The sequence below is a fragment of the Enterobacter sp. A103 genome (genome assembly GCF_034427535.1).
In the GTDB taxonomy this organism is placed as follows: domain Bacteria; phylum Pseudomonadota; class Gammaproteobacteria; order Enterobacterales; family Enterobacteriaceae; genus Enterobacter; species Enterobacter asburiae_B.
Map to the genome: position 1 here is coordinate 451,621 of NZ_JAXQPQ010000003.1, position 21,857 is coordinate 473,477.

Consider the following 21,857-nt stretch of genomic DNA (forward strand, 5'->3'; position numbering starts at 1 on the left):
TGAACTACCTTTAGTTTGTCGCGTTGCGAAATAACAAAAATCTGGAGGAATGTCGTGCAAACTTTTCAAGCCGATCTTGCCGTAATAGGCGCTGGCGGGGCTGGATTACGTGCTGCGATTGCTGCAGCACAAGCTAATCCCAACGCTAAAATCGCATTGATTTCAAAAGTCTATCCAATGCGTAGTCACACAGTGGCAGCAGAAGGAGGATCCGCCGCCGTTGCGCAGGATCATGACAGCTTTGAATACCATTTCCACGACACGGTTGCAGGGGGCGACTGGCTTTGCGAACAGGATGTCGTTGACTACTTTGTGCATCATTGTCCAACGGAAATGACCCAGCTTGAGCAGTGGGGATGTCCGTGGAGCCGCCGCCCGGACGGCAGCGTCAACGTTCGCCGCTTTGGCGGTATGAAGATTGAACGCACCTGGTTCGCCGCCGATAAAACCGGCTTCCACATGCTGCACACCCTGTTCCAGACCTCCCTCCAGTTCCCACAAATTCAGCGCTTCGATGAACATTTCGTCCTCGACATTCTGGTTGATGACGGACAGGCGCGTGGCCTGGTGGCGATGAACATGATGGAAGGCACGCTTGTCCAGATCCGCGCCAACGCGGTAGTGATGGCGACGGGCGGTGCGGGTCGCGTTTATCGTTATAACACCAACGGCGGCATCGTCACCGGTGACGGCATGGGCATGGCGCTCGGTCACGGCGTACCGCTGCGCGATATGGAGTTCGTCCAGTATCACCCAACCGGCCTGCCGGGCTCCGGCATTCTAATGACGGAAGGCTGCCGCGGTGAAGGCGGTATTCTGGTCAATAAAAACGGCTACCGCTATCTGCAGGATTACGGCATGGGCCCGGAAACCCCGCTCGGCGAGCCGAAGAACAAATACATGGAACTCGGCCCGCGCGACAAAGTCTCTCAGGCCTTCTGGCACGAGTGGCGCAAAGGCAACACCATCTCCACGCCGCGCGGCGATGTGGTCTATCTCGACCTGCGTCACCTTGGCGAGAAGAAACTGCTGGAACGTCTGCCGTTCATCTGCGAGCTGGCGAAAGCTTACGTCGGCGTCGACCCGGTGAAAGAGCCGATTCCGGTGCGTCCAACCGCGCACTACACCATGGGCGGGATCGAAACCGACCAGCAGTGCGAAACCCGTATTAAAGGCCTGTTCGCCGTCGGCGAGTGTTCCTCCGTGGGTCTGCACGGCGCCAACCGTCTCGGGTCTAACTCGCTGGCAGAGCTGGTCGTCTTTGGCCGCATGGCGGGCGAGCGCGCGATGGAGCGGGCAGCTACCGCAGGCGAAGCCAACGGTGCCGCGCTGGATGCGCAGGTCGCAGACGTTGAAAAACGCCTGAAAGATCTGGTGAACCAGGAGGGTAACGAGAACTGGTCGAAGATCCGCGACGAGATGGGCCTGTCGATGGAAGAAGGCTGCGGTATTTACCGTACACCAGAGCTGATGCAAAAAACCGTCGATAAGCTGGCGGAACTGCAGGAGCGCTTCAAGCGCGTACGCATCACCGATACCTCCAGCGTATTCAACACCGACCTGCTCTACACCATTGAGCTGGGCCACGGTCTGAACGTCGCGGAATGTATGGCGCACTCTGCGCTGGCGCGTAAAGAGTCGCGTGGGGCCCACCAGCGTCTGGACGAAGGCTGTACCGAACGTGACGACGTCAATTTCCTGAAACACACTCTCGCCTGGCGCGATGCAGATGGCACCACACGTCTGGACTACAGCGACGTGAAAATCACCACGCTGCCGCCGGCTAAACGCGTGTACGGTGCAGAAGCAGAAGCCGCCGAGAAGAAGGAGAAGGCGAATGGCTGAGATGCAAAAAATGAAGGTTGAAGTGGTGCGCTACAATCCGGAAGTGGACGCCGCACCGCACAGCGCTTTCTATGAAGTACCTTATGACGAGCAAACCTCCCTGCTGGATGCGCTCGGCTATATCAAAGATAACCTGGCGCCAGACCTGAGCTACCGCTGGTCCTGCCGCATGGCAATCTGCGGCTCCTGCGGCATGATGGTCAACAAGGTGCCGAAGCTGGCCTGTAAGACCTTCCTGCGCGAGTACACCAAAGGCATTAAGGTAGAAGCGCTGGGCAACTTCCCGATTGAACGCGATCTGGTGGTCGATATGACCCACTTTATCGAAAGCCTGGAAGCCATTAAGCCGTACATCATCGGTAATCCGCGCACGCCGGATCAGGGGCCAAATACCCAGACGCCGGCTCAGATGGCGAAATATCATCAGTTCTCCGGCTGCATCAACTGCGGCCTGTGCTACGCAGCCTGTCCACAGTTTGGCCTGAACAAGGAGTTCATCGGCCCGGCCGCCATTACCCTGGCGCACCGCTATAACGAAGACAGCCGCGACCACGGTAAAAAAGAACGTATGGCGCAGCTTAACAGCCAGAACGGCGTCTGGAGCTGTACCTTTGTGGGTTACTGCTCCGAAGTTTGTCCGAAGCACGTCGACCCGGCCGCCGCTATTCAACAGGGTAAAGTGGAAAGCTCGAAAGACTTTCTTATCGCTACCCTGAAACCACGCTAAGGAGTGCATGATGACGACTAAACGCAAAGCCTATGTGCGGCCTGTGCCGTCCACCTGGTGGAAAAACCTGCCGTTTTATCGCTTCTACATGCTGCGTGAAGGCACGGCGGTACCGGCGGTCTGGTTCAGCCTTGAGCTGATGTACGGCGTTTTTGCCCTCAAGCATGGCCCGGAAGCCTGGGCCAGCTTTGTCGGTTTCCTGCAAAACCCGATCATTGTTGTTCTGAACCTGATCGTGCTCGCGGCCGCGCTGCTTCATACCAAAACCTGGTTTGAGCTGGCGCCAAAAGCAGCGAACATCATCGTAAAAGGCGAGAAAATGGGGCCAGAGCCGGTAATTAAAGGGCTCTGGGCAGTGACGATTCTGGTCACTGTGGTCATTCTGTTTGTCGCACTGTTCTGGTAAGGAGACTACTGTGATCAATCCAAATCCAAAACGTTCTGACGAGCCGGTCTTCTGGGGCCTGTTTGGCGCAGGCGGCATGTGGAGTGCCATCATCGCCCCCGTCATCATTCTGCTGGTCGGCATTATGCTGCCGCTGGGGCTGTTCCCGGGCGATGCGCTGAGCTACGAGCGCGTACTGGCGTTCGCGAGCAGCTTTATCGGCCGCGTATTCATCTTCCTGATGATCGTCCTGCCGCTGTGGTGTGGTCTGCACCGTATTCACCATGCGATGCATGACCTGAAAATTCATGTACCGAGCGGGAAATGGGTGTTCTACGGTCTGGCGACCATCCTGACCGTGGTGACGCTGATTGCCGTGGTCACCATCTGACGCTTCAGGCCCGCCACCCGGCGGGCCTTTTATTTCTGCATCTTCCCCACCAGCCACTGGGCAAACTCGCGCATTGCGGGCGTTTCTGTCCGTGACTGTAGTCTTGTGAGCCAGTAGCTGCCGAGGTCAATCTGCGTTGCAAACGGCTGCACGATGCGTTCGCTGCTGAGTAAATGGGTAAACATGTCCACAGGCGCAATGGCAATCCCTGTGCCTGCCTGCGCGGCTTCCAGCATGGTCACGGACGAATCAAACACCATCACCCGGTGCGTCGGTGAGGGAGGATGTTCACCCGCTGCCTGCATCCACGCAGCCCACTCGTCGCGCCGGTAGGAGCGCAGCAGGGTAAACTTCAGGATATCTGCCGGGCTTTTTAGACAGGAGGCAATGTCGGGCGTACAGAGCGCAGACAGCGGCGCAGGGCAAAGGAATTCAGCATCGGTTCCATGCCACGCGCCGCCACCGTAGCGAATGGCGTAATCAAGCCCTTCAGCCGCCGGGTCGACGCGATTGTTATGGGTGGAAAGCTGAAGATCAATATGCGGATAGCAGCGGCGAAAGTCCGCAAGCAGCGAGAATAAAACTCCCGTGGCAAAAGTCCCTACCACACCTATTTTGAGCTTCTCCTGAGCGCGCTGGCTGGCAAAGCGATCCAGCATTCCGGCGATACGATCGAACGAGTCATTCAGCACCGGCAGCAAATTCTCGCCTTCGGTGGTCAACATCAGGCCACGCGAAACGCGGACAAACAGCTGGCAATTAAGGTGCTGCTCCAGCGCCTTTACGTGCTGGCTAATCGCGGAATGGGTGACGTTCAGCTCGATAGCGGCATGCGTAAAACTGAGATGCCTGGCGGCTGCTTCAAACGCCCGAAGGGAATTAAGAGGGAGATAGCTGCGCGTCATGGTCTCGTCCGTTAGAAAAATTAACAGCTAATGGTAAATTTAACCGTTTGTCAGCCATAGTCAAATCCAACAGACTACAGCGGTCTGACGGGCCCGGACACTCCCTTGAACTGCTATTACGGAAGATAACTGATGATGACTAAATCCCTTTGCTGCGCCCTGCTGCTCAGCACCTCCTGCTCGGTATTGGCTGCACCGATGTCAGAAAAACAGCTGGCTGAGGTGGTGGAACGTACCGTTACGCCGCTGATGAAAGCGCAGGCCATTCCGGGTATGGCAGTGGCGGTGATTTATCAGGGTCAGCCGCACTACTTTACCTTCGGTAAAGCCGATGTTGCGGCGAATAAACCTGTCACCCCACAAACCTTATTCGAGCTGGGCTCTATAAGTAAAACCTTCACCGGCGTACTGGGCGGCGATGCCATTGCTCGGGGTGAAATATCGCTGGGCGATCCGGTGACCAAATACTGGCCTGAACTGACAGGCAAGCAGTGGCAGGGGATCCGCATGCTGGATCTGGCAACCTATACCGCAGGAGGTTTGCCGTTACAGGTACCGGATGAGGTCACGGATAACGCCTCTCTGCTGCGCTTTTATCAAAACTGGCAGCCGCAGTGGAAGCCGGGCACCACGCGTCTTTACGCCAACGCCAGCATCGGTCTTTTTGGCGCGCTGGCGGTCAAACCTTCCGGCATGAGCTATGAGCAGGCCATAACGACGCGGGTCTTTAAGCCGCTCAAGCTGGACCATACCTGGATTAACGTTCCGAAAGCGGAAGAGGCGCATTACGCCTGGGGATACCGCGACGGTAAAGCGGTACACGTTTCGCCAGGCATGCTGGACGCTGAAGCCTATGGCGTAAAAACCAACGTGCAGGATATGGCAAACTGGGTGATAGTCAACATGAAGCCGGACTCGCTTCAGGATAGTTCACTCAGGAAAGGCATTACCCTGGCGCAGTCTCGCTACTGGCGCGTGGGTGCCATGTATCAGGGGTTAGGCTGGGAAATGCTTAACTGGCCGGTCGATGCCAAAACCGTGGTTGAAGGTAGCGACAATAAGGTGGCGCTGGCACCGTTGCCTGCGAGAGAAGTGAATCCACCGGCGCCCCCGGTCAACGCATCCTGGGTCCATAAAACAGGCTCTACCGGCGGGTTTGGCAGCTACGTGGCATTTATTCCCGAAAAGCAGCTCGGCATTGTGATGCTGGCGAATAAAAGCTATCCGAACCCGGCACGCGTTGAGGCGGCATACCGTATCCTCGACGCGCTGCAGTAAAACATTGCCGGGTGGCGGCTTTGCCTGACCCGGCCTACAAAATTCACGGGGTGACCACCCGGCGAAACACACCGCACAAAAACCACATTTTCCTTGCCGTCATCTACACTTAACAAAAAACAGTAAGGAAACTCCTATGCGCATTCTGCCTGTTATCGCCGCGGTGACAGCCGCGTTTTTAGTGGTTGCCTGCAGTTCCCCTACCCCACCTCCAGGCGTTACCGTCGTCTCGCCTTTTGATGCACAACGCTTCCTTGGAACATGGTATGAAATCGCGCGCCTCGACCATCGGTTTGAGCAGGGCTTAGAGAAGGTCACTGCGAATTACAGCCCGATGGATGATGGCGGTATTCAGGTGATCAACCGGGGCTATAATCCCGATCGGGAGATGTGGCAGCAGTCGATTGGGAAAGCGTACTTCACGGGCGACCCGCGACGGGCCGCGCTCAAAGTCTCTTTCTTCGGCCCGTTTTATGGGGGCTATAACGTGATCGCGCTCGACAGAGAGTACCGTCACGCGCTGGTCTGCGGGCCGGATCGCGACTATTTGTGGATACTTTCCCGCACGCCAACTATTTCGTCAGAAATGAAACAGCAGATGCTGGACGTCGCGACCCGACAAGGGTTTGATGTGTCAAAGCTCATCTGGGTAAAACAGCCCCATTAATGGGTGCTGAGCTTCAGCCCAACGATGCCGGCCACAATCAAGGCGAGGCTGGCGATACGCGCCAGACTCGCTGACTCTCCCAGCAGCAGAATGCCGGTGATGGCGGCCCCCACCGCACCAATGCCCGTCCAGACGGCATAAGCCGTTCCCACAGGCAGCGAGCGCATCGCCCAGGATAACAGGACAATACTCACGATCATTGCGGTGACGGTTATGACGCTGGGCGTCAGGCGGGTAAATCCGTGGGTGTACTTGAGACCAATTGCCCATACCACTTCGAGCAGGCCAGCAATAAAAAGAATGATCCAGGACATTTCAGGCTCCTTAACTTAATTCAAGTTGGGGCCGTCCCCGGTGAAAGAAACGCTTACGGGTCGTCCCGTAAGGCAGAGATTACGCCCCATATTGTGGTTAGCGTGCTATTTTTTTTCAATCATTTTTTGCTGAACACGTTAAGGCAAGAAATAGCCGCAGTATGGCGCGTAGTTCCGGCATTTAGCACTCATCCGACTTCTCTATGATGATGTGCTTTCTGATGGCAGGAAGCCAAACCACTAGCCGACTGCGAATAAAATATGTTCAAAATTCTCTTGATTGACCGTTGTCACTTCACCCGCACGGGGTTTGAAGCATGGCTCAATCATTCCGGTTTGTTCCCGGGACACTACGTTGTGACCGGGCTAAATAATCTGTTCCTTGCCAGGGAGCACATTCTGCAATGGAAACCCACGCTGGTCATCGCCGACCTGTACGGCTTCAGGCAGGATATTCATCATTTTCAGCAGCTCTCGTCCTTGCTTAACGCCAGTGAACGATTACCGTTTATTATGCTGCAATCGGGAGAGGACCGCGGCATGACCGACTGGCTCGGACAGTTCCCGGTGTGGTCGTCGCTGTTGAAAAACGCCAGTCTCGAAGAAGTGGCAACGACTATCAACGACGCATTAAACTCGCGCGCCAGCGCTGAAAGGCCAACGGCAGCCGCCCCCTTGCTGACCCGGCAGGAAGAGAAAGTGCTGACATTGTGGATGGACGGGGCAAGCAATCAAAAAATTGCCGCTCACCTGAGTATCAATGGAAAAACAGTCTATACCTACAAACGCAATATCCGCATGAAACTGCATATGGATACGCGTTTTTCTCCGTTCTTATCCCTGCAGGAATCAGAAAGCTGACGGTACGAAACCCGCTGGTCTCGTACCGTATGTTAATTACTGCTGAGCTTTAGTTGCCGCACCAGAGATTGCGCTACCACCTTCAGAAATATCCTGACCGACGCCACGCGTGGTATTACAGGCCGTTAACACTGAAGAAAGTACCAAGACTGAAAAGATCGCTGCAATTGTCTTCTTAACCATAATATCTTCCTTTTATAGCCAAAGTTGTTTTGTGTATAGCAACTTAAGAATAGACAAGATCCCGCCGGTTGACGGAAAAGGAAGCATTTTTAGGAAAATTAGACGAACTTAGCTGGCGGCGTGAGAAATGATATGACCGAGATCCTGGATATCTTGTCCCATTCCACGGGTGGTGTTACAGCCGGAAAGCAATGCACTGGAAAACGCTAACAGAAGCAGAATTTTAACGGTACGTTTCATCATCCCTGCCTGCAAAAATCAGGCGCAGCGGGCGCTGCGCCTTCAATCATGACGTAAATTACTTCACGCGGGATACGTATTCGCCGGAGCGGGTATCCACTTTGATCACTTCGCCAGTCTGTACGAACAGTGGAACTTTAACCACTGCGCCGGTAGACAGTTTGGCTGGTTTACCGCCGGTACCTGCGGTATCACCTTTCAGACCTGGATCGGTTTCAACGATTTCCAGTTCTACGAAGTTTGGTGGGGTCACAGCGATAGGCTGGCCGTTCCACAGGGTCACGATGCACTCAGCCTGATCCAGCAGCCACTTAGCGCTATCACCTACCGCTTTCTCATCAGCAGACAGCTGTTCGAAAGTGGAGTTGTTCATGAAATGATAGAACTCACCGTCGTTGTACAGATAGGTCAGGTTCATATCAACAACATCAGCGCCTTCAGCGGAGTCAGTAGACTTGAAGGTTTTCTCAACACGGGTACCGGTCAGCAGACGGCGCAGCTTAACGCGTGCGAATGCCTGGCCTTTACCTGGTTTAACGAATTCGCTGGCTTCAACCGCGTACGGTTCGCCGTCCATCATGATTTTAAGACCAGCACGAAAATCGTTGCTATAGTACGTTGCCATAAGGCCCTCTAAATTTGTTAACTGGTAGCTAAGCCACAAAATGGCGCATATTGTAACCCTAAACACCCCGTCCAGAGAAGATTGGTTATCGCAACTTGCCGATGTAATCACCAGTCCTGATGAATTGCTGCGTCTTTTAGACCTCGATCAGCACCCAGAGTTGCTTGCAGGCCGCGAGGCAAAACGCCTTTTCGCCCTGCGCGTTCCCCGTGCGTTTGTGGCGCGAATGGAGAAAGGCAACCCCGACGATCCACTTTTAAAACAAACGCTTACTTCGCAGGATGAGTTTGTCACCGCGCAGGGATACAGCACCGATCCGCTGGAAGAGCAGAACAGCGTGGTGCCGGGTTTATTGCACAAGTATCTCAACCGCGCCCTGCTGCTGGTAAAAGGCGGTTGCGCGGTAAATTGTCGTTATTGCTTCCGTCGGCACTTCCCGTATGCCGAAAACAAGGGCAATAAACGCAACTGGCAGGTCGCGCTGGACTATATCGCCGCCCATCCGGAGCTGGATGAGATTATTTTTTCCGGCGGTGACCCGCTGATGGCAAAAGATCATGAGCTGGACTGGCTGTTGACTCAGCTTGAAGCCATCCCGCACGTTAAGCGCCTGCGTATTCACAGCCGTTTACCGATTGTCATTCCGGCACGTGTCACTGACGGCCTGGTGTCACGCCTGGAGCAGTCAAGATTGCAGGTGCTGCTGGTGAACCATATTAACCACGCGAATGAAATTGACGATGACTTTCGCGCGGCGATGGCGCGTCTGCGTAAAGCGGGCGTGACGCTGCTGAACCAGAGCGTGCTGCTGCGCGGCGTCAATGACAACGCCCGCGTGCTGGCTAACCTGAGCAATGCCCTGTTTGATGCGGGCGTGATGCCCTATTACCTGCACGTGCTGGATCGCGTTCAGGGCGCGGCCCATTTCATGGTGACGGATGAAGAAGCCCGGCAGATTATGCGCGAACTGTTAACGCTGGTTTCAGGCTATATGGTGCCGAAGCTGGCACGCGAGATTGGCGGAGAGCCGAGCAAGACGCCGCTGGATCTGCAGCTGCGGCAGCGCTAGTTTCCCCGCACCCTAACCCTCTCCCACAGGGAGAGGGAAAAAGGCAATCAGTTCGGGCACTTGTAGACCTGGCCGTTCATCTGGCTGGCGGTCGGCACGAAGCTGGACAGCATACTCTGCGTTGGGCTGCTCACGCCGTAAATCACGTTACCGCCCATTGCCGCAGCCTGGTTACGCAGGGCATTCGCCGCACCGCGCATCGAGCCACCTTCTTCGCCATGCTGACCTGACATCCAGTTACTTTGCTCACCGGTTGCCGTGCCTAACAGCTGGCATTCACTGCCAGGCTTATCTTCCACAAAGCGAACGCCCTGGCCCGCTGCCGACAGCTCATTGCTGGAGCTACAACCCGCCAGCAGCAATGCTGCCCCTACAATCCCTGCACAGACTTTTACGCGCATGTTATTCCTCGTTTTCAATAAGCTGGACAGTAGTTGTCCGTGTGTAAATCTTATACCTAAAAGATGACCAAAAGAAAAACCCCCGAGCATTTCTGCCCGGGGGTTTTTCACATTCTACGACGTAGAGCGCACGATTACATCATGCCGCCCATACCGCCCATACCGCCCATGCCAGCAGCACCTAAGTCTGGTGCATCGCCTTTAGGCATATCGGTGACCATGCACTCGGTGGTGATCATCAGGCCAGCGACAGATGCCGCGTACTGCAGAGCAGAACGGGTCACTTTCGTTGGATCCAGGATACCGAAGTCGATCATGTTGCCGTATTCTTCAGTTGCTGCGTTGTAACCGTAGTTACCTTCGCCCGCTTTCACGTTGTTCGCAACCACAGATGGCTCTTCACCGGCGTTAGAAACGATCTGACGCAGAGGAGCTTCCATTGCGCGCAGCGCAACTTTGATACCCACGTTCTGATCTTCGTTCTGTGCGGTCAGGCCTGCCAGTTTAGCGGCAACACGCACCAGCGCAACACCACCACCAGCAACCACGCCTTCTTCTACCGCAGCACGGGTCGCGTGCAGGGCATCGTCAACGCGTGCTTTTTTCTCTTTCATTTCAACTTCGGTCGCTGCACCGACTTTGATAACCGCAACGCCACCTGCCAGTTTCGCTACGCGCTCCTGCAGTTTTTCACGGTCGTAATCGGAAGTCGCTTCTTCGATCTGCTTACGGATCTGACCAACGCGGCCCTGAATAGCAGCTTCTTCACCCACGCCATCAATGATGGTGGTGGTGTCTTTGTTGATCACAACGCGTTTCGCCTGGCCCAGGTCTTCCAGGGTCGCTTTTTCCAGCTCCATACCGATCTCTTCAGAGATCACTGTACCGCCGGTCAGGGTAGCGATATCCTGCAGCATCGCTTTACGGCGATCGCCGAAGCCAGGTGCTTTAACCGCAGCCACTTTCACGATGCCGCGCATGGTGTTAACCACCAGGGTCGCCAGCGCTTCGCCTTCAACGTCTTCAGCGATGATAACCAGAGGCTTGCCTGCTTTCGCAACGGCTTCCAGTACTGGCAGCATTTCGCGGATGTTGGAGATTTTCTTGTCAGCCAGCAGGATGAACGGGCTTTCCAGCTCAACAGCGCCAGTCTCTGGCTTGTTGATGAAGTATGGGGACAGGTAACCGCGGTCGAACTGCATACCTTCAACCACATCCAGTTCGTCTTCCAGACCGGTACCATCTTCAACGGTGATCACGCCTTCTTTACCGACTTTGTCCATCGCTTCAGCGATCAGTTTACCTACGGTTTCGTCGGAGTTAGCGGAGATAGTACCAACCTGAGCAATGGCTTTAGAGTCAGAGCACGGTACGGACAGCGCTTTCAGCTCTTCAACAGCGGAGGCGACAGCTTTGTCGATACCACGTTTCAGATCCATTGGGTTCATGCCCGCAGCAACGGCTTTCAGACCTTCGGTGATGATTGCCTGCGCCAGTACGGTCGCGGTAGTGGTGCCGTCACCTGCAGCGTCGTTCGCTTTAGAGGCAACTTCTTTCACCATCTGCGCGCCCATGTTTTCGAACTTGTCTTCCAGCTCAATTTCACGTGCTACAGAAACACCATCTTTGGTGATGGTTGGCGCGCCGAAGGATTTATCCAGCACTACGTTGCGGCCTTTCGGGCCCAGAGTCACTTTAACTGCATCTGCCAGTACGTTTACGCCGCGGAGCATTTTTACACGAGCGTCGTTACCGAATTTTACGTCTTTAGCTGCCATGTTCTTATTTCCTCAAATTCTCGTGCGTAAATTACGCTTCAACAATTGCCAGAATGTCGCTCTCGGACATGATCAACACTTCTTCATTGTCGATCTTCTCGGATTTCACGCCGTAGCCATCGTTGAAAATTACGATGTCACCAACTTTAACGTCCAGTGGCTGCACAGTTCCGTTTTCCAGGATGCGGCCCTTACCGACAGCGATGATTTCGCCACGCGTTGATTTGGCTGCTGCAGAACCGGTCAGAACGATGCCGCCAGCAGACTTGGTTTCAACTTCTTTACGTTTGACGATCACACGATCATGTAACGGACGAATACTCATTGATAGCTCTCCTTTGAGAAAGTCATTATCAGTTATGGATGACGCCGGCCCGCATGCGGTTTTCCGACTAGTGCCCTGAGAGATGGGGATAGCTTTTTCCCCCTTCAAGGGGGAGTCGAAAAAAAAATTTGCGAAAGTGTTACCATCGCCTCTCTTTTGGTACTGGCAGGTCGATGTCAATGAGTGGACTCAAGCAGGAGCTGGGGCTGGCGCAGGGCGTCGGACTGCTCTCAACCTCCTTGTTAGGTACGGGCGTGTTTGCCGTACCCGCACTGGCGGCGCTGGTGGCTGGAAATAACAGCCTATGGGCGTGGCCGGCGCTGATTGTATTAGTTTTCCCGATAGCCATTGTATTCGCCATCCTGGGGCGGCATTTCCCCAGCGCGGGCGGCGTGGCGCACTTTGTCGGACTGGCCTTTGGCCCGCGGCTGCAGCGTGTTACCGGCTGGCTGTTTCTCTCCGTCATTCCGGTTGGCCTTCCTGCGGCGTTGCATATTGCGACCGGCTTTGGTCAGGCGCTGTTTGGCTGGCATAACGAGCAGTTATTGCTGGCCGAGCTGGGTACGCTGGCGATCGTTTGGTGGGTGGGCTCTCGCGGCGCCAGCTCCAGCGCCAACCTGCAGACGCTGGTTGCGGTGCTGATTGTCGCGCTCGTTGTCGCAATCTGGTGGGCGGGCGATATCACAATAAAGGAAATTCCCTTCCCGCCGCTGACCGACGTCGACCATTCCCAGCTTTTCGCCGCGCTCTCCGTCATGTTCTGGTGTTTTGTTGGTCTGGAAGCCTTTGCCCATCTGGCCTCTGAATTTAAGCAGCCTGAACGCGATTTCCCCCGTGCGCTGATGATAGGCCTGCTGCTTGCTGGCACGGTCTATTGGGCGTGTACCGTGCTGGTCTTACACTTCCACGCGTTCGGAGCGGATCTCGCCGCCGCGGCATCGCTGCCGGGTATCGTGGTGGCACTGTTCGGCGTGAAGGCGCTATGGATCGCCTGCGTCATCGGCTATCTCGCCTGTTTTGCCAGCCTGAATATTTATATCCAGAGCTTTGCCCGGCTGGTGTGGTCGCAGGCGCTCGACAAACCAGAGAATCGCCTCTCGCGCCTGTCTAAACGCCAGCTTCCGCTGAATGCCCTGAATGCCGTACTGGGCTGCTGCGTGGTGAGCACACTGTGTATTTATGCACTGAAGATCAATCTTGACGCACTGATCGTTTACGCCAACGGCATTTTCATCATGATCTACCTGCTGTGCATGCTGGCGGGATGTCGTTTGCTGAAAGGTCGCTATAAAGCTCTGGCGGTCGTCGGGGGTATGCTTTGCCTGCTGTTGCTGGCGATGGTGGGATGGAAGAGTCTGTACGCGATTGTCATGCTGGCAGGGCTGTGGGTGTTTTTGCCGAAGCGCGGTGCGCTACCGGAGGCCCGGTAGGCGAAGCGCCACCGGGCAACAAAATCACCGATCGTCTTTATGGTCTAAACGGTCGTGCTGTTCATCCTTACGCTGATACTCCCCTTCAAAGGTATCGCCCGGCCCGGTGCTGAATCCGCCCCCCGGCATACGGCTAAAGCGCAGATGCGGCAGCAGCTTCATGGTCAGGTGTTTTTGCACCGGCGGCAGAAGCAGCAGAAGGCCGAGGAAGTCAGTGAAGAACCCCGGCAGGATCAGCAGCAGCCCCGCAATAATCAACGACACGCTTTTGATCATCTCTTCCGCCGGGCTTTCCCCTGCGGCCATCTTCTGCTGCATTATCAGGAAATTTTTGAAACCCTGATTACGCACCAGCGACATGCCGATGACGGAGGTGAAAATCACCAGAATCAGCGTCAGCAGGACGCCCAGCACATGGGCAACCTGGATGAAAATGGAAATCTCAATGTAAACATAGAGAAAGAAAGCAATAAACGGTATCCAGCGCACTGGCATCTCCTGTGTGGCAGAGGCCATCGGGCCCCTGTCTGAATGTGTTCGCGACGCGCGTTTGTATGAAATGGTGACGGTTAGCGAAAATTCAATCAGTTTGCACGGATATTTTTTTTGGAAATTATAAAGCGGTGACCCATTTCACAGATTAATAATTATCATGGAATCGGCTCGATAATAAGTGATCCAGCTTACGGCAATTCGCTATCATCAGCATATGATCTCGAGCATCTGGCTGATTGAGGGAATAATCGTCGGCCAGAAAATATTCAAAACCACATAAATACTGTGTGTTTAGTACAATCCATCGGCAGCTTGAAAAGAAGGTTCACATGTTAAACAACATTCGTATCGAAGAAGACTTGTTGGGTACCAGGGAAGTTCCAGCGGATGCCTACTACGGTGTCCACACTCTGAGAGCGATTGAAAACTTCTACATCAGCAACAGCAAAATCAGCGACATTCCTGAGTTTGTCCGTGGCATGGTGATGGTGAAGAAAGCCGCAGCACTGGCCAACAAAGAGCTGCAAACCATTCCTAAAAGCGCGGCAAATGCGATTATCGCAGCCTGCGATGAAGTGCTGAACAACGGCAAATGCATGGACCAGTTCCCGGTTGACGTCTATCAGGGCGGCGCGGGCACCTCCGTCAACATGAATACCAACGAAGTACTGGCAAACATTGGCCTGGAGCTGATGGGTCACCAGAAAGGTGAATACCAGTACCTGAACCCGAACGACCACGTAAACAAATGCCAGTCTACCAACGACGCCTACCCTACCGGCTTCCGTATCGCGGTGTATGCCTCTGTGGTAAAACTGGTGGATGCGATCAACCAGCTGGGTGATGGCTTCCAGCGTAAAGCGGTTGAGTTCCAGGACATCCTGAAAATGGGTCGTACCCAGCTGCAGGACGCGGTGCCGATGACGCTCGGCCAGGAATTCCACGCGTTTAACGTACTGCTGAACGAAGAGACCAAAAACCTGCTGCGCACCTCCGAGCTGCTGCTGGAAGTGAACCTGGGCGCCACCGCCATCGGTACGCGTCTGAACACCCCGGATGGCTATCAGCAGCTGGCGGTACAGAAGCTGGCTGAAGTCTCTAACCTGCCGGTTGTGCCTGCAGAAGACCTGATTGAAGCCACCTCCGACTGCGGCGCCTACGTCATGGTACACAGCGCCCTGAAACGTCTGGCGGTAAAACTGTCCAAAATCTGTAACGACCTGCGCCTGCTCTCTTCCGGGCCGCGCGCTGGCCTGAATGAAATCAACCTGCCAGAGCTGCAGGCAGGCTCGTCCATCATGCCAGCCAAGGTGAACCCGGTGGTGCCAGAAGTGGTGAACCAGGTTTGTTTCAAAGTCATCGGTAACGATACGACCGTGACCATGGCCTCTGAAGCGGGTCAGCTGCAGCTGAACGTGATGGAGCCAGTGATTGGTCAGGCGATGTTTGAATCTATCCACATCCTGACGAACGCCTGCTACAACCTGCTGGAAAAATGCATTAACGGCATCACGGCGAATAAAGAAGTCTGTGAGGGTTATGTCTACAACTCCATCGGGATTGTCACCTACCTCAACCCGTTCATCGGTCACCACAACGGTGATATCGTCGGTAAGATTTGCGCCGAAACCGGTAAGAGCGTACGTGAAGTGGTGCTGGAGCGCGGGCTGTTGACCGAAGCTGAGCTGGACGATATCTTCTCGGCCCAGAACCTGATGCACCCGGCATATAAAGCGAAACGATATACCGATGAAAGCGAACAGTAACCGTTCTGGCTAGGCTTCTTAAGGCACGTCACTTGTGACGTGCCTTTTTTCTTTTTAGGCGTTACCTAAATACAACAATTCAATATCAACTTGTTAATAAGCAAGGCAGGTCCTTATGTTTGGAGCAGAACTCGTCATCGTCTTGTTGGCGATTTATTTGGGAGCAAGACTCGGGGGTATCGGCATTGGTTTTGCCGGCGGTCTCGGGGTGCTCGTTCTTACCCTTATCTTTCAGATTAAACCCGGCGCAATCCCGTTCGACGTTATCGAAATCATCATGGCAGTTATTGCCGCTATCGCCGCCATGCAGGTGGCAGGCGGTATGGACTACCTGGTAAGCCTGGCGGAGCGTATGCTGCGCCGCCATCCAAAATACATTACCTTCCTTGCCCCGCTGGTGACCTGGTTTATGACCATTCTCGCCGGTACGGGCCACACCGCCTTCTCTACGCTGCCGGTGATTACCGAAGTGGCGAAAGAGCAGGGTATCCGTCCGTCTCGTCCGCTCTCAATTGCCGTCGTCGCGTCCCAGATTGCCATTACCGCCTCGCCGATTTCCGCTGCGGTGGTCTTCTTCGCCGGTATTCTGGAGCCGATGGGCGTGAGCTACCTGACGCTGCTGGCGATCTGTATCCCGGTGACGCTGATCGCGGTGATGATTACTGCCGTGCTGTGTAACTTCCTCGGCGCTGAACTGAAAGACGATCCGGTTTACCAGGAACGCCTCGCCAAGGGTGAAGTGAGACTGCGCGGCAGCCAGGTCTTCGAGCTGAAGCCGCACGCAAAGCGCTCCGTGCTGCTGTTCCTGATCGGTATTGTCGCAGTGATGTTCTACGCGACCGCCATTAGCGACACCGTGGGCCTGATCCAGAACCCTGTCCTGCCGCGTAACGAAGCGATTGTAGTGTTTATGCTGACCATCGCGACGCTGATTAGCATCACCTGTAAAATCGACACCAGCGAAGTGCTGAACGCCAGCACCTTTAAATCAGGTATGAGCGCCTGCGTATGCGTATTGGGCGTGGCGTGGCTCGGTGATACCTTCGTGAAAGCGCACATCAGCGACATTCAGACCGTCGCTGGCGACCTGCTGCACAACTACCCGTGGCTGCTGGCGGTGGTGCTGTTCTTTGCCGCTACCCTGCTTTACTCCCAGGCGGCGACCACCAAAGCGCTGATGCCTGCGGCACTGATGCTGGGCGTGACGCCACTGACGGCGATTGCCTCTTTCGCGGCGGTTTCTGCCCTGTTCGTTCTGCCAACCTACCCAACCCTGCTGGCGGCGGTGGAGATGGACGACACCGGCTCAACCCGTATCGGTAAGTATGTGTTTAACCACGCGTTCCTGATCCCGGGCGTGGTCGCCATTTCACTTTGCGTGATCCTCGGCTTTATCATTGGCGGCGTGGTGCTGTAAACGGTGAGTGGTTGTAAAAATAGTTAAAAACGGGCCGCACTGCGGCCCGTTTCATTAATGACCAACCGCCTTGCGTGATATAGTGAAGCCTTTCGTGATGAGGAGGTCGACTTGTGAACACGCCTGATGCTGTTGTCGTACTGTGTACCGCCCCTGATGAAGCCTCTGCCCAGGATCTCGCCGCCAAAGTGCTGGCCGAAAAACTGGCTGCCTGCGTGACGCTCCTCCCCGGTGCCACCTCCCTTTATTACTGGGAAGGCAAGCTGGAGCAAGAGTATGAAGTCCAGATGTTGCTCAAAACCAATCTGGCGAATCAGCAGGCTCTCCTGGATTGCCTCAAATCTCATCATCCTTACCAAACCCCGGAGCTGCTGGTATTGCCAGTGGTTCATGGCGATAACGACTATCTCTCATGGCTCAACGCTTCCTTACGCTGATCCTGCTGCTGTGCAGCACGTCAGCTTTTGCCGGGTTGTTTGACGCGCCCGGCCGTTCGAACTTTATTCCTGCCGACCAGGCGTTTGTTTTCGATTTTCAGCAGAACCAGCACGATCTGACGCTCACCTGGCAGGTGAAAGAGGGCTATTACCTCTATCGCAAGCAGGTGAGTATTACCCCTGCCCAGGCAAACGTGGCCGCATTACAATTGCCCGCTGGCGAGTGGCACGAGGACGAGTTCTACGGTAAGAGTGAAATCTACCGCCAGCGCTTAAGCGTGCCCGTGACGGTGAATCAGGCGGATAAAGGCGCGACGCTGACGGTGACCTATCAGGGGTGCGCGGACGCCGGATTCTGCTATCCGCCGGAAACGAAAGTCGTGCCGCTTAGCGAAGTGAAAGCGACTGCTGCTGTAACGCCGGTCCCTGCGGTTGAGAAAACCAACGACCGCGCTGACCTTCCGTTCTCAGCGCTGTGGGCGTTACTGATTGGTATCGGCATTGCCTTTACGCCGTGCGTGTTGCCAATGTATCCGCTCATCTCTGGCATCGTGCTGGGCGGCAAACAGCGTCTTTCTACCGCCCGCGCGCTGCTGCTGGCTTTTATATACGTGCAGGGAATGGCGCTAACCTACACAGCCCTTGGCCTTGTGGTTGCCGCTGCCGGGTTACAGTTCCAGGCGGCACTCCAGCACCCTTATGTTCTCATTGGCCTGTCAGCGGTGTTTATCCTGTTGGCGCTGTCAATGTTTGGCCTGTTCACGCTACAGCTGCCCTCTTCGCTGCAAACGCGCTTAACGCTGATGAGCAACCGTCAGCAGGGCGGCTCCGCAGGCGGCGTGTTCGCGATGGGTGCCATTGCCGGGCTGATTTGCTCTCCCTGCACTACCGCACCGCTGAGCGCTATCCTGCTGTACATCGCCCAGAGCGGTAACATGTGGCTCGGCGGGGGGACGCTGTACCTCTACGCGCTGGGCATGGGCCTGCCGCTGATTCTGGTCACGGTTTTCGGCAATCGACTTCTGCCGAAGAGCGGCCCGTGGATGGAGACGGTGAAAACCGCATTTGGTTTTGTCATCCTCGCGCTGCCGGTGTTCCTTCTTGAGCGTATCATCGGCGACGCCTGGGGTTTACGCCTGTGGGCGATGCTCGGCGTAGCATTCTTTGCCTGGGCGTTTATCGTCAGCCTGGGGGCGAAGAAGCCATGGATGCGCCTGGCGCAAATCCTGCTGCTGGCTGCCGCGCTGGTGAGCGTACGCCCTCTGCAGGACTGGGCGTTCGGCACACCGGTGAGTCAGACCCAGGCGCATCTGAACTTTACCCAGATAAAAAACGTGGATGAACTTAACAGCGCTCTGGCAGAGGCGAAAGGCAAACCGGTGATGCTCGATCTCTATGCCGACTGGTGTGTCGCCTGCAAAGAGTTTGAAAAATATACTTTTAGCGATCCACAGGTGCAAAGCGCCCTGAAAGAGACCGTTTTGCTCCAGGCTAACGTGACCGCCAATAATACGCAGGATAAGGCTCTGCTGAAGCAGCTTAACGTGCTCGGGCTGCCAACCATTCTGTTCTTCAATCAAAAGGGCCATGAGCAGCCAGAACAGCGTGTAACCGGGTTTATGGATGCTGCGGCATTTAGCGCGCATTTGCGCAATCGCCAACCGTAAACAACACTTTAAGCGGGACAAAACGTTGGGAATAGCGGAGGAGATAACCGTGCAACGTGAAGACGTACTGGGACAAGCCCTGCAACTACTTGAGATTCAAGGGATCGCCAGCACCACGCTTGAGATGGTAGCCGACCGTATCGATTATCCCCTGGATGAACTTAATCGCTTCTGGCCGGATAAAGAGGCGCTACTCTATGATGCCCTGCGCTATCTCAGCCAGCAGGTTGATGTCTGGCGCAGACAGCTGATGCTGAATGAAGAACTGACCGCGGAGCAAAAGCTGCTGGCGCGCTATACCGCGCTGACGGAATGCGTCAGCAACAACCGCTACCCGGGTTGTCTGTTCATCGCCGCCTGCACTTATTTTCCTGACCCTGGCCATCCTATTCACCAGTTGGCGGATCAGCAAAAACGGGCGGCGCATGACTTTACCCACGAGCTGCTGACCACGCTGGAAGTCGATGACCCTGCGATGGTGGCTAAACAGATGGAGCTGGTGCTGGAAGGTTGCCTCAGCCGCATGCTGGTGAACCGTAGCCAGGCCGATGTGGATACGGCGCACCGCCTGGCGGAAGATATTCTACGCTTTGCCCAATGCAGAATGGGTGGAGCGCTGACCTAAGCCAGCATGCCCGCCCAGGCGGAGACGAGCAGACACAGCGCCATCAGGCGCTGAAACCGCACCATCGCCACGGTGGTGCGAAAAATTCGGTTCACCGCTTTACCCAACCACGCCCAGCACATCAAACAGGCTATCGAGATCAGCAGAAACCATAGCGCCATTAGCGCAATATCCCGCAATGCATGGTCGCCAGTTGGGGCAAACAGGCTGACGACGGCCAGCGCCATCATCCAGGTTTTGGGGTTCACGATCTGCAGCAGCGCCGCCGCCCGAGCGGTGAATCGAATACGGTTCTCAGCGGAGAGACGGGCAGCCGGGGCGCGAAACAGCTGCCAGCTCATCCAGCTTAGCCACAGCACGCCTGCCCAGCTCATTATCTGACGTATCAGAGGATACTGCCGCAGCACTTCCCCTGCGCCCGCGCCTGATACCAGCACAATCGCACTGGCCGCGATACATCCGCCCAGAATAGCAGGTACGGTATTATTTACGCCAAAGTGCTGGCTGTTCGTCAGCACGAGAATATTGGTCGGCCCCGGCGTAATGGAGGCGACAAATGCGAACAACAGAAAGGGTATCAAACTCACGGGTGGCTCCTTTTTATTAGAGCCATGAATGTGCCGTTATTTTTTGGAAACGTCTGGAAGGTTTGTGCACAACCGTCGGTAGTGTGCAGGAGAGATACGGTAAGCACGCTGAAACCAACGTCCCAGATGGCTTTGATCGGCAAATCCCACTGCGGCAGCCACATCAACAGGCTGGTCACCACGCGCCAGCAGCTGTCGGGCCTTTGCCAGGCGCAGCTGAATAAGCCATGCGTGTGGCGCCAGGTTGAACTCGCGCTTAAAACAGCGCGTCAGGGTAAAGCGATCCGTGCCCGTCTCGCGCGCAAGGTCTGACAGCCCTACGTTCTCGCCGATATGAGCAAAGAGATAGTCGCGCGCACGGTGCGCCACGGCAGCGCTTTGTAACTGCGACGGCAGTTTTTTACGCCAGTGGCAGTGGGCGGTGATCCGGGAGAGCAGATTATCCATTGTGCTCTGCTGAACGATTTTCATCTCGTCATTATGCAGGGTGGAAAATGTCTCACCGATAGCACGCACCAGCTGCGGCTCCCGCGTCAACGTTTGGGCAAAGTGGAGTGAATATCTCCCGGGAGTAGATTCGTAAAGCCCTTGTAGCGCACGGGTAAGCCAGCGCTCATCCAGATAGAAGGTCAAATAGGTAAAGCCGCCCTCTACAGGCGCATCACCGTCGTGGATCTCGCCAGGTTCGAGGAGAAATGCGTCGCCCGGCTGGCTACGATGACGCTCACGGCGGCAGTGAAACTGCTGCGTGCCGGAGAGGGTTATCCCTACCAGATAGCTATCGTGCCAGTGCGGATCAAAGGCATGACCTTCGAAATGCGCTTTAATCGTCTCAATACCCGTATCTGCATGCTGACGCAGTTCAAGCCAGTCATTCGCCATACTGTCCTCCTCTTGCTATCAGCATTGCCGTATTACGCTGGTTGTGTCTGGAAGATTTGTGCATTTTCACGGCGAAAGCGGACAGATTGCCGCAAACTTAAGCAGTTGAACAGCTTTTCCCGAAATAATGTTGACGATCGAGCGTGATTGCGGTTTAATGCGCTCCGTTGCCCGGATAGCTCAGTCGGTAGAGCAGGGGATTGAAAATCCCCGTGTCCTTGGTTCGATTCCGAGTCCGGGCACCACTATTTAAAGAACCCAGCCTATGGCTGGGTTTTTGCTTTTCTGCGTTTATACATCCCTTCTTTGTATTCTTATTTCTCTTTGTCGTGGGATCGTGCGGTCTGCGTTGCCGGATGGCGGCTTTGCCTTATCCGGCCTACTAAGCGCCATCGGGCTTTCTGCGCGCACAAAGCAAAAAACCCCGCACCTTACGGTACGGGGTTTTTCTAATTGATGCCTGGCAGTTCCCTACTCTCACATGGGGAGACCCCACACTACCATCGGCGCTACGGCGTTTCACTTCTGAGTTCGGCATGGGGTCAGGTGGGACCACC

Annotated in this window: 25 protein-coding genes, 1 tRNA gene and 1 rRNA gene; 15 read left to right on the top strand and 12 right to left on the bottom strand. The window is 55.3% G+C overall.

The genetic code is table 11. The features are described from left to right. The first annotated feature begins 54 nt into the window (after positions 1–54). From frdA to frdD, 4 genes are read left to right on the top strand one after another with little or no spacing between them, the layout of a single operon-like run. Complete coding sequence (frdA, locus tag SPH27_RS12515) at positions 55–1,845, top strand: fumarate reductase (quinol) flavoprotein subunit (RefSeq protein ID WP_023310125.1); 1,791 nt, start codon at positions 55–57, stop codon at positions 1,843–1,845. Then, positions 1,838–2,572, top strand: a complete 735-nt coding sequence (locus tag SPH27_RS12520; RefSeq protein ID WP_023310124.1) for a succinate dehydrogenase/fumarate reductase iron-sulfur subunit — start codon at positions 1,838–1,840, stop codon at positions 2,570–2,572. Before frdA ends, SPH27_RS12520 begins: the two co-directional genes overlap by 8 nt. A gap of 10 nt (positions 2,573–2,582) precedes the next feature. Beyond that, a complete protein-coding gene (gene frdC / locus SPH27_RS12525) occupies positions 2,583–2,978 on the top strand; it encodes a fumarate reductase subunit FrdC (protein ID WP_029739890.1) in 396 nt (131 codons plus the stop codon). 10 nt (positions 2,979–2,988) lie between these two features. After that, positions 2,989–3,348, top strand: coding sequence for a fumarate reductase subunit FrdD (gene frdD / locus SPH27_RS12530; protein WP_000609653.1), 360 nt, complete (start codon positions 2,989–2,991; stop codon positions 3,346–3,348). A 29-nt stretch (positions 3,349–3,377) separates the two neighbouring features. On the opposite strand, the gene ampR is transcribed toward frdD, so the two are convergent. Then, complete coding sequence (gene ampR, locus SPH27_RS12535) at positions 3,378–4,253, bottom strand: LysR family transcriptional regulator AmpR (protein WP_048980833.1); 876 nt, start codon at positions 4,251–4,253, stop codon at positions 3,378–3,380. A 132-nt stretch (positions 4,254–4,385) separates the two neighbouring features. Between ampR and blaACT the strand changes: the two genes are divergently transcribed. Together blaACT and SPH27_RS12545 are read left to right on the top strand one after the other, a co-directional pair. Continuing rightward, complete coding sequence (gene blaACT, locus SPH27_RS12540) at positions 4,386–5,531, top strand: ACT family cephalosporin-hydrolyzing class C beta-lactamase (protein ID WP_182072236.1); 1,146 nt, start codon at positions 4,386–4,388, stop codon at positions 5,529–5,531. Positions 5,532–5,667: 136 nt separating this feature from the next. Further along, positions 5,668–6,198, top strand: a complete 531-nt coding sequence (locus SPH27_RS12545; protein WP_023310119.1) for a lipocalin family protein — start codon at positions 5,668–5,670, stop codon at positions 6,196–6,198. On the opposite strand, the gene sugE is transcribed toward SPH27_RS12545, so the two are convergent. Further along, complete coding sequence (gene sugE, locus SPH27_RS12550) at positions 6,195–6,512, bottom strand: quaternary ammonium compound efflux SMR transporter SugE (protein WP_008502938.1); 318 nt, start codon at positions 6,510–6,512, stop codon at positions 6,195–6,197. The genes SPH27_RS12545 and sugE overlap by 4 nt on opposite strands. Positions 6,513–6,773: 261 nt before the next feature. On the opposite strand from sugE, the gene SPH27_RS12555 reads away from it, so the two are divergent. Continuing rightward, a complete protein-coding gene (locus tag SPH27_RS12555) occupies positions 6,774–7,373 on the top strand; it encodes a helix-turn-helix transcriptional regulator (protein WP_033144453.1) in 600 nt (199 codons plus the stop codon). Between the two features lie 36 nt (positions 7,374–7,409). Here SPH27_RS12555 and ecnB read toward each other — a convergent pair whose 3' ends face one another. The 3 genes from ecnB to efp all read right to left on the bottom strand — a co-directional run bounded on the left by ecnB (position 7,410) and on the right by efp (position 8,421). Then, positions 7,410–7,556 carry a lipoprotein toxin entericidin B gene (gene ecnB / locus SPH27_RS12560; RefSeq protein ID WP_003025482.1) on the bottom strand — a complete coding sequence of 49 codons (147 nt, stop codon included), beginning with the start codon at positions 7,554–7,556 and terminating at the stop codon, positions 7,410–7,412. A gap of 108 nt (positions 7,557–7,664) precedes the next feature. Then, entirely contained in the window at positions 7,665–7,796 is a 132-nt protein-coding gene (locus SPH27_RS12565) for an entericidin A/B family lipoprotein (protein WP_058840422.1), read from the bottom strand. 58 nt (positions 7,797–7,854) lie between these two features. Further along, on the bottom strand, positions 7,855–8,421 hold the full coding sequence (gene efp / locus SPH27_RS12570) for an elongation factor P (RefSeq protein WP_010427766.1): 567 nt from the start codon (positions 8,419–8,421) through the stop codon (positions 7,855–7,857). 40 nt (positions 8,422–8,461) lie between these two features. On the opposite strand from efp, the gene epmB reads away from it, so the two are divergent. Then, positions 8,462–9,490 (top strand): EF-P beta-lysylation protein EpmB, encoded by a 1,029-nt coding sequence (epmB, locus tag SPH27_RS12575; protein WP_182072238.1) that lies wholly within the window; start codon positions 8,462–8,464, stop codon positions 9,488–9,490. A gap of 47 nt (positions 9,491–9,537) precedes the next feature. Here epmB and SPH27_RS12580 read toward each other — a convergent pair whose 3' ends face one another. From SPH27_RS12580 to SPH27_RS12590, 3 genes are all read right to left on the bottom strand, one after another. Further along, positions 9,538–9,891: a DUF4156 domain-containing protein gene (locus SPH27_RS12580; RefSeq protein ID WP_023310115.1), complete on the bottom strand. Its 354-nt coding sequence runs from the start codon at positions 9,889–9,891 to the stop codon at positions 9,538–9,540. Between the two features lie 134 nt (positions 9,892–10,025). Continuing rightward, complete coding sequence (gene groL / locus SPH27_RS12585) at positions 10,026–11,669, bottom strand: chaperonin GroEL (RefSeq protein ID WP_014882201.1); 1,644 nt, start codon at positions 11,667–11,669, stop codon at positions 10,026–10,028. A gap of 31 nt (positions 11,670–11,700) precedes the next feature. Continuing rightward, entirely contained in the window at positions 11,701–11,994 is a 294-nt protein-coding gene (locus SPH27_RS12590; RefSeq protein ID WP_003855929.1) for a co-chaperone GroES, read from the bottom strand. Positions 11,995–12,173: 179 nt separating this feature from the next. Here SPH27_RS12590 and yjeH point away from each other — a divergent pair, with 179 nt between their 5' ends. Continuing rightward, positions 12,174–13,424 (top strand): L-methionine/branched-chain amino acid transporter, encoded by a 1,251-nt coding sequence (yjeH, locus tag SPH27_RS12595; protein ID WP_182072240.1) that lies wholly within the window; start codon positions 12,174–12,176, stop codon positions 13,422–13,424. Positions 13,425–13,448: 24 nt separating this feature from the next. Here yjeH and SPH27_RS12600 read toward each other — a convergent pair whose 3' ends face one another. After that, positions 13,449–13,913, bottom strand: a complete 465-nt coding sequence (locus tag SPH27_RS12600; protein WP_023616652.1) for an FxsA family protein — start codon at positions 13,911–13,913, stop codon at positions 13,449–13,451. A 335-nt stretch (positions 13,914–14,248) separates the two neighbouring features. On the opposite strand from SPH27_RS12600, the gene aspA reads away from it, so the two are divergent. The 5 genes from aspA (at position 14,249) to SPH27_RS12625 (ending at position 19,831) form a co-directional block, all read left to right on the top strand. Beyond that, positions 14,249–15,685 (top strand): aspartate ammonia-lyase, encoded by a 1,437-nt coding sequence (gene aspA, locus SPH27_RS12605; RefSeq protein ID WP_003855923.1) that lies wholly within the window; start codon positions 14,249–14,251, stop codon positions 15,683–15,685. Positions 15,686–15,800: 115 nt separating this feature from the next. Further along, the gene (locus tag SPH27_RS12610) at positions 15,801–17,102 is read left to right on the top strand and encodes an anaerobic C4-dicarboxylate transporter (protein ID WP_023334226.1); all 1,302 of its coding nucleotides are present in this window, start codon (positions 15,801–15,803) and stop codon (positions 17,100–17,102) included. 113 nt (positions 17,103–17,215) lie between these two features. Beyond that, positions 17,216–17,539, top strand: a complete 324-nt coding sequence (gene cutA / locus SPH27_RS12615) for a divalent cation tolerance protein CutA (RefSeq protein ID WP_014168278.1) — start codon at positions 17,216–17,218, stop codon at positions 17,537–17,539. After that, positions 17,515–19,206 (top strand): protein-disulfide reductase DsbD, encoded by a 1,692-nt coding sequence (locus SPH27_RS12620; RefSeq protein WP_182072242.1) that lies wholly within the window; start codon positions 17,515–17,517, stop codon positions 19,204–19,206. Before cutA ends, SPH27_RS12620 begins: the two co-directional genes overlap by 25 nt. A gap of 49 nt (positions 19,207–19,255) precedes the next feature. Further along, entirely contained in the window at positions 19,256–19,831 is a 576-nt protein-coding gene (locus SPH27_RS12625; protein ID WP_182072244.1) for a transcriptional regulator, read from the top strand. On the opposite strand, the gene SPH27_RS12630 is transcribed toward SPH27_RS12625, so the two are convergent. Continuing rightward, a complete protein-coding gene (locus SPH27_RS12630; RefSeq protein ID WP_182072246.1) occupies positions 19,828–20,418 on the bottom strand; it encodes a LysE family translocator in 591 nt (196 codons plus the stop codon). The two genes, SPH27_RS12625 and SPH27_RS12630, sit on opposite strands and share 4 nt — an antisense overlap. A gap of 36 nt (positions 20,419–20,454) precedes the next feature. Continuing rightward, positions 20,455–21,300 carry an AraC family transcriptional regulator gene (locus tag SPH27_RS12635; RefSeq protein WP_039260993.1) on the bottom strand — a complete coding sequence of 282 codons (846 nt, stop codon included), beginning with the start codon at positions 21,298–21,300 and terminating at the stop codon, positions 20,455–20,457. Between the two features lie 169 nt (positions 21,301–21,469). Between SPH27_RS12635 and SPH27_RS12640 the strand changes: the two genes are divergently transcribed. Beyond that, a tRNA-Phe gene (locus tag SPH27_RS12640) sits at positions 21,470–21,545 on the top strand. Positions 21,546–21,758: 213 nt separating this feature from the next. On the opposite strand, the gene rrf is transcribed toward SPH27_RS12640, so the two are convergent. Further along, a 5S ribosomal RNA gene (gene rrf, locus SPH27_RS12645) occupies positions 21,759–21,857 on the bottom strand; the annotation flags it as partial.

Bases quoted from the DNA above. Each gene is read 5' to 3' on its own strand.
- SPH27_RS12520 (WP_023310124.1), top strand. From the start codon at position 1,838: ATGGCTGAGATGCAAAAAATGAAGGTTGAAGTGGTGCGCTACAATCCG.
- frdC (WP_029739890.1), top strand. From the start codon at position 2,583: ATGACGACTAAACGCAAAGCCTATGTGCGGCCTGTGCCGTCCACCTGG.
- ampR (WP_048980833.1), bottom strand. From the start codon at position 4,253: ATGACGCGCAGCTATCTCCCTCTTAATTCCCTTCGGGCGTTTGAAGCA.
- blaACT (WP_182072236.1), top strand. From the start codon at position 4,386: ATGATGACTAAATCCCTTTGCTGCGCCCTGCTGCTCAGCACCTCCTGC.
- SPH27_RS12545 (WP_023310119.1), top strand. From the start codon at position 5,668: ATGCGCATTCTGCCTGTTATCGCCGCGGTGACAGCCGCGTTTTTAGTG.
- sugE (WP_008502938.1), bottom strand. From the start codon at position 6,512: ATGTCCTGGATCATTCTTTTTATTGCTGGCCTGCTCGAAGTGGTATGG.
- SPH27_RS12555 (WP_033144453.1), top strand. From the start codon at position 6,774: ATGTTCAAAATTCTCTTGATTGACCGTTGTCACTTCACCCGCACGGGG.
- ecnB (WP_003025482.1), bottom strand. From the start codon at position 7,556: ATGGTTAAGAAGACAATTGCAGCGATCTTTTCAGTCTTGGTACTTTCT.
- SPH27_RS12565 (WP_058840422.1), bottom strand. From the start codon at position 7,796: ATGAAACGTACCGTTAAAATTCTGCTTCTGTTAGCGTTTTCCAGTGCA.
- efp (WP_010427766.1), bottom strand. From the start codon at position 8,421: ATGGCAACGTACTATAGCAACGATTTTCGTGCTGGTCTTAAAATCATG.
- epmB (WP_182072238.1), top strand. From the start codon at position 8,462: ATGGCGCATATTGTAACCCTAAACACCCCGTCCAGAGAAGATTGGTTA.
- SPH27_RS12580 (WP_023310115.1), bottom strand. From the start codon at position 9,891: ATGCGCGTAAAAGTCTGTGCAGGGATTGTAGGGGCAGCATTGCTGCTG.
- groL (WP_014882201.1), bottom strand. From the start codon at position 11,669: ATGGCAGCTAAAGACGTAAAATTCGGTAACGACGCTCGTGTAAAAATG.
- SPH27_RS12590 (WP_003855929.1), bottom strand. From the start codon at position 11,994: ATGAGTATTCGTCCGTTACATGATCGTGTGATCGTCAAACGTAAAGAA.
- yjeH (WP_182072240.1), top strand. From the start codon at position 12,174: ATGAGTGGACTCAAGCAGGAGCTGGGGCTGGCGCAGGGCGTCGGACTG.
- aspA (WP_003855923.1), top strand. From the start codon at position 14,249: ATGTTAAACAACATTCGTATCGAAGAAGACTTGTTGGGTACCAGGGAA.
- SPH27_RS12610 (WP_023334226.1), top strand. From the start codon at position 15,801: ATGTTTGGAGCAGAACTCGTCATCGTCTTGTTGGCGATTTATTTGGGA.
- SPH27_RS12620 (WP_182072242.1), top strand. From the start codon at position 17,515: ATGGCTCAACGCTTCCTTACGCTGATCCTGCTGCTGTGCAGCACGTCA.
- SPH27_RS12635 (WP_039260993.1), bottom strand. From the start codon at position 21,300: ATGGCGAATGACTGGCTTGAACTGCGTCAGCATGCAGATACGGGTATT.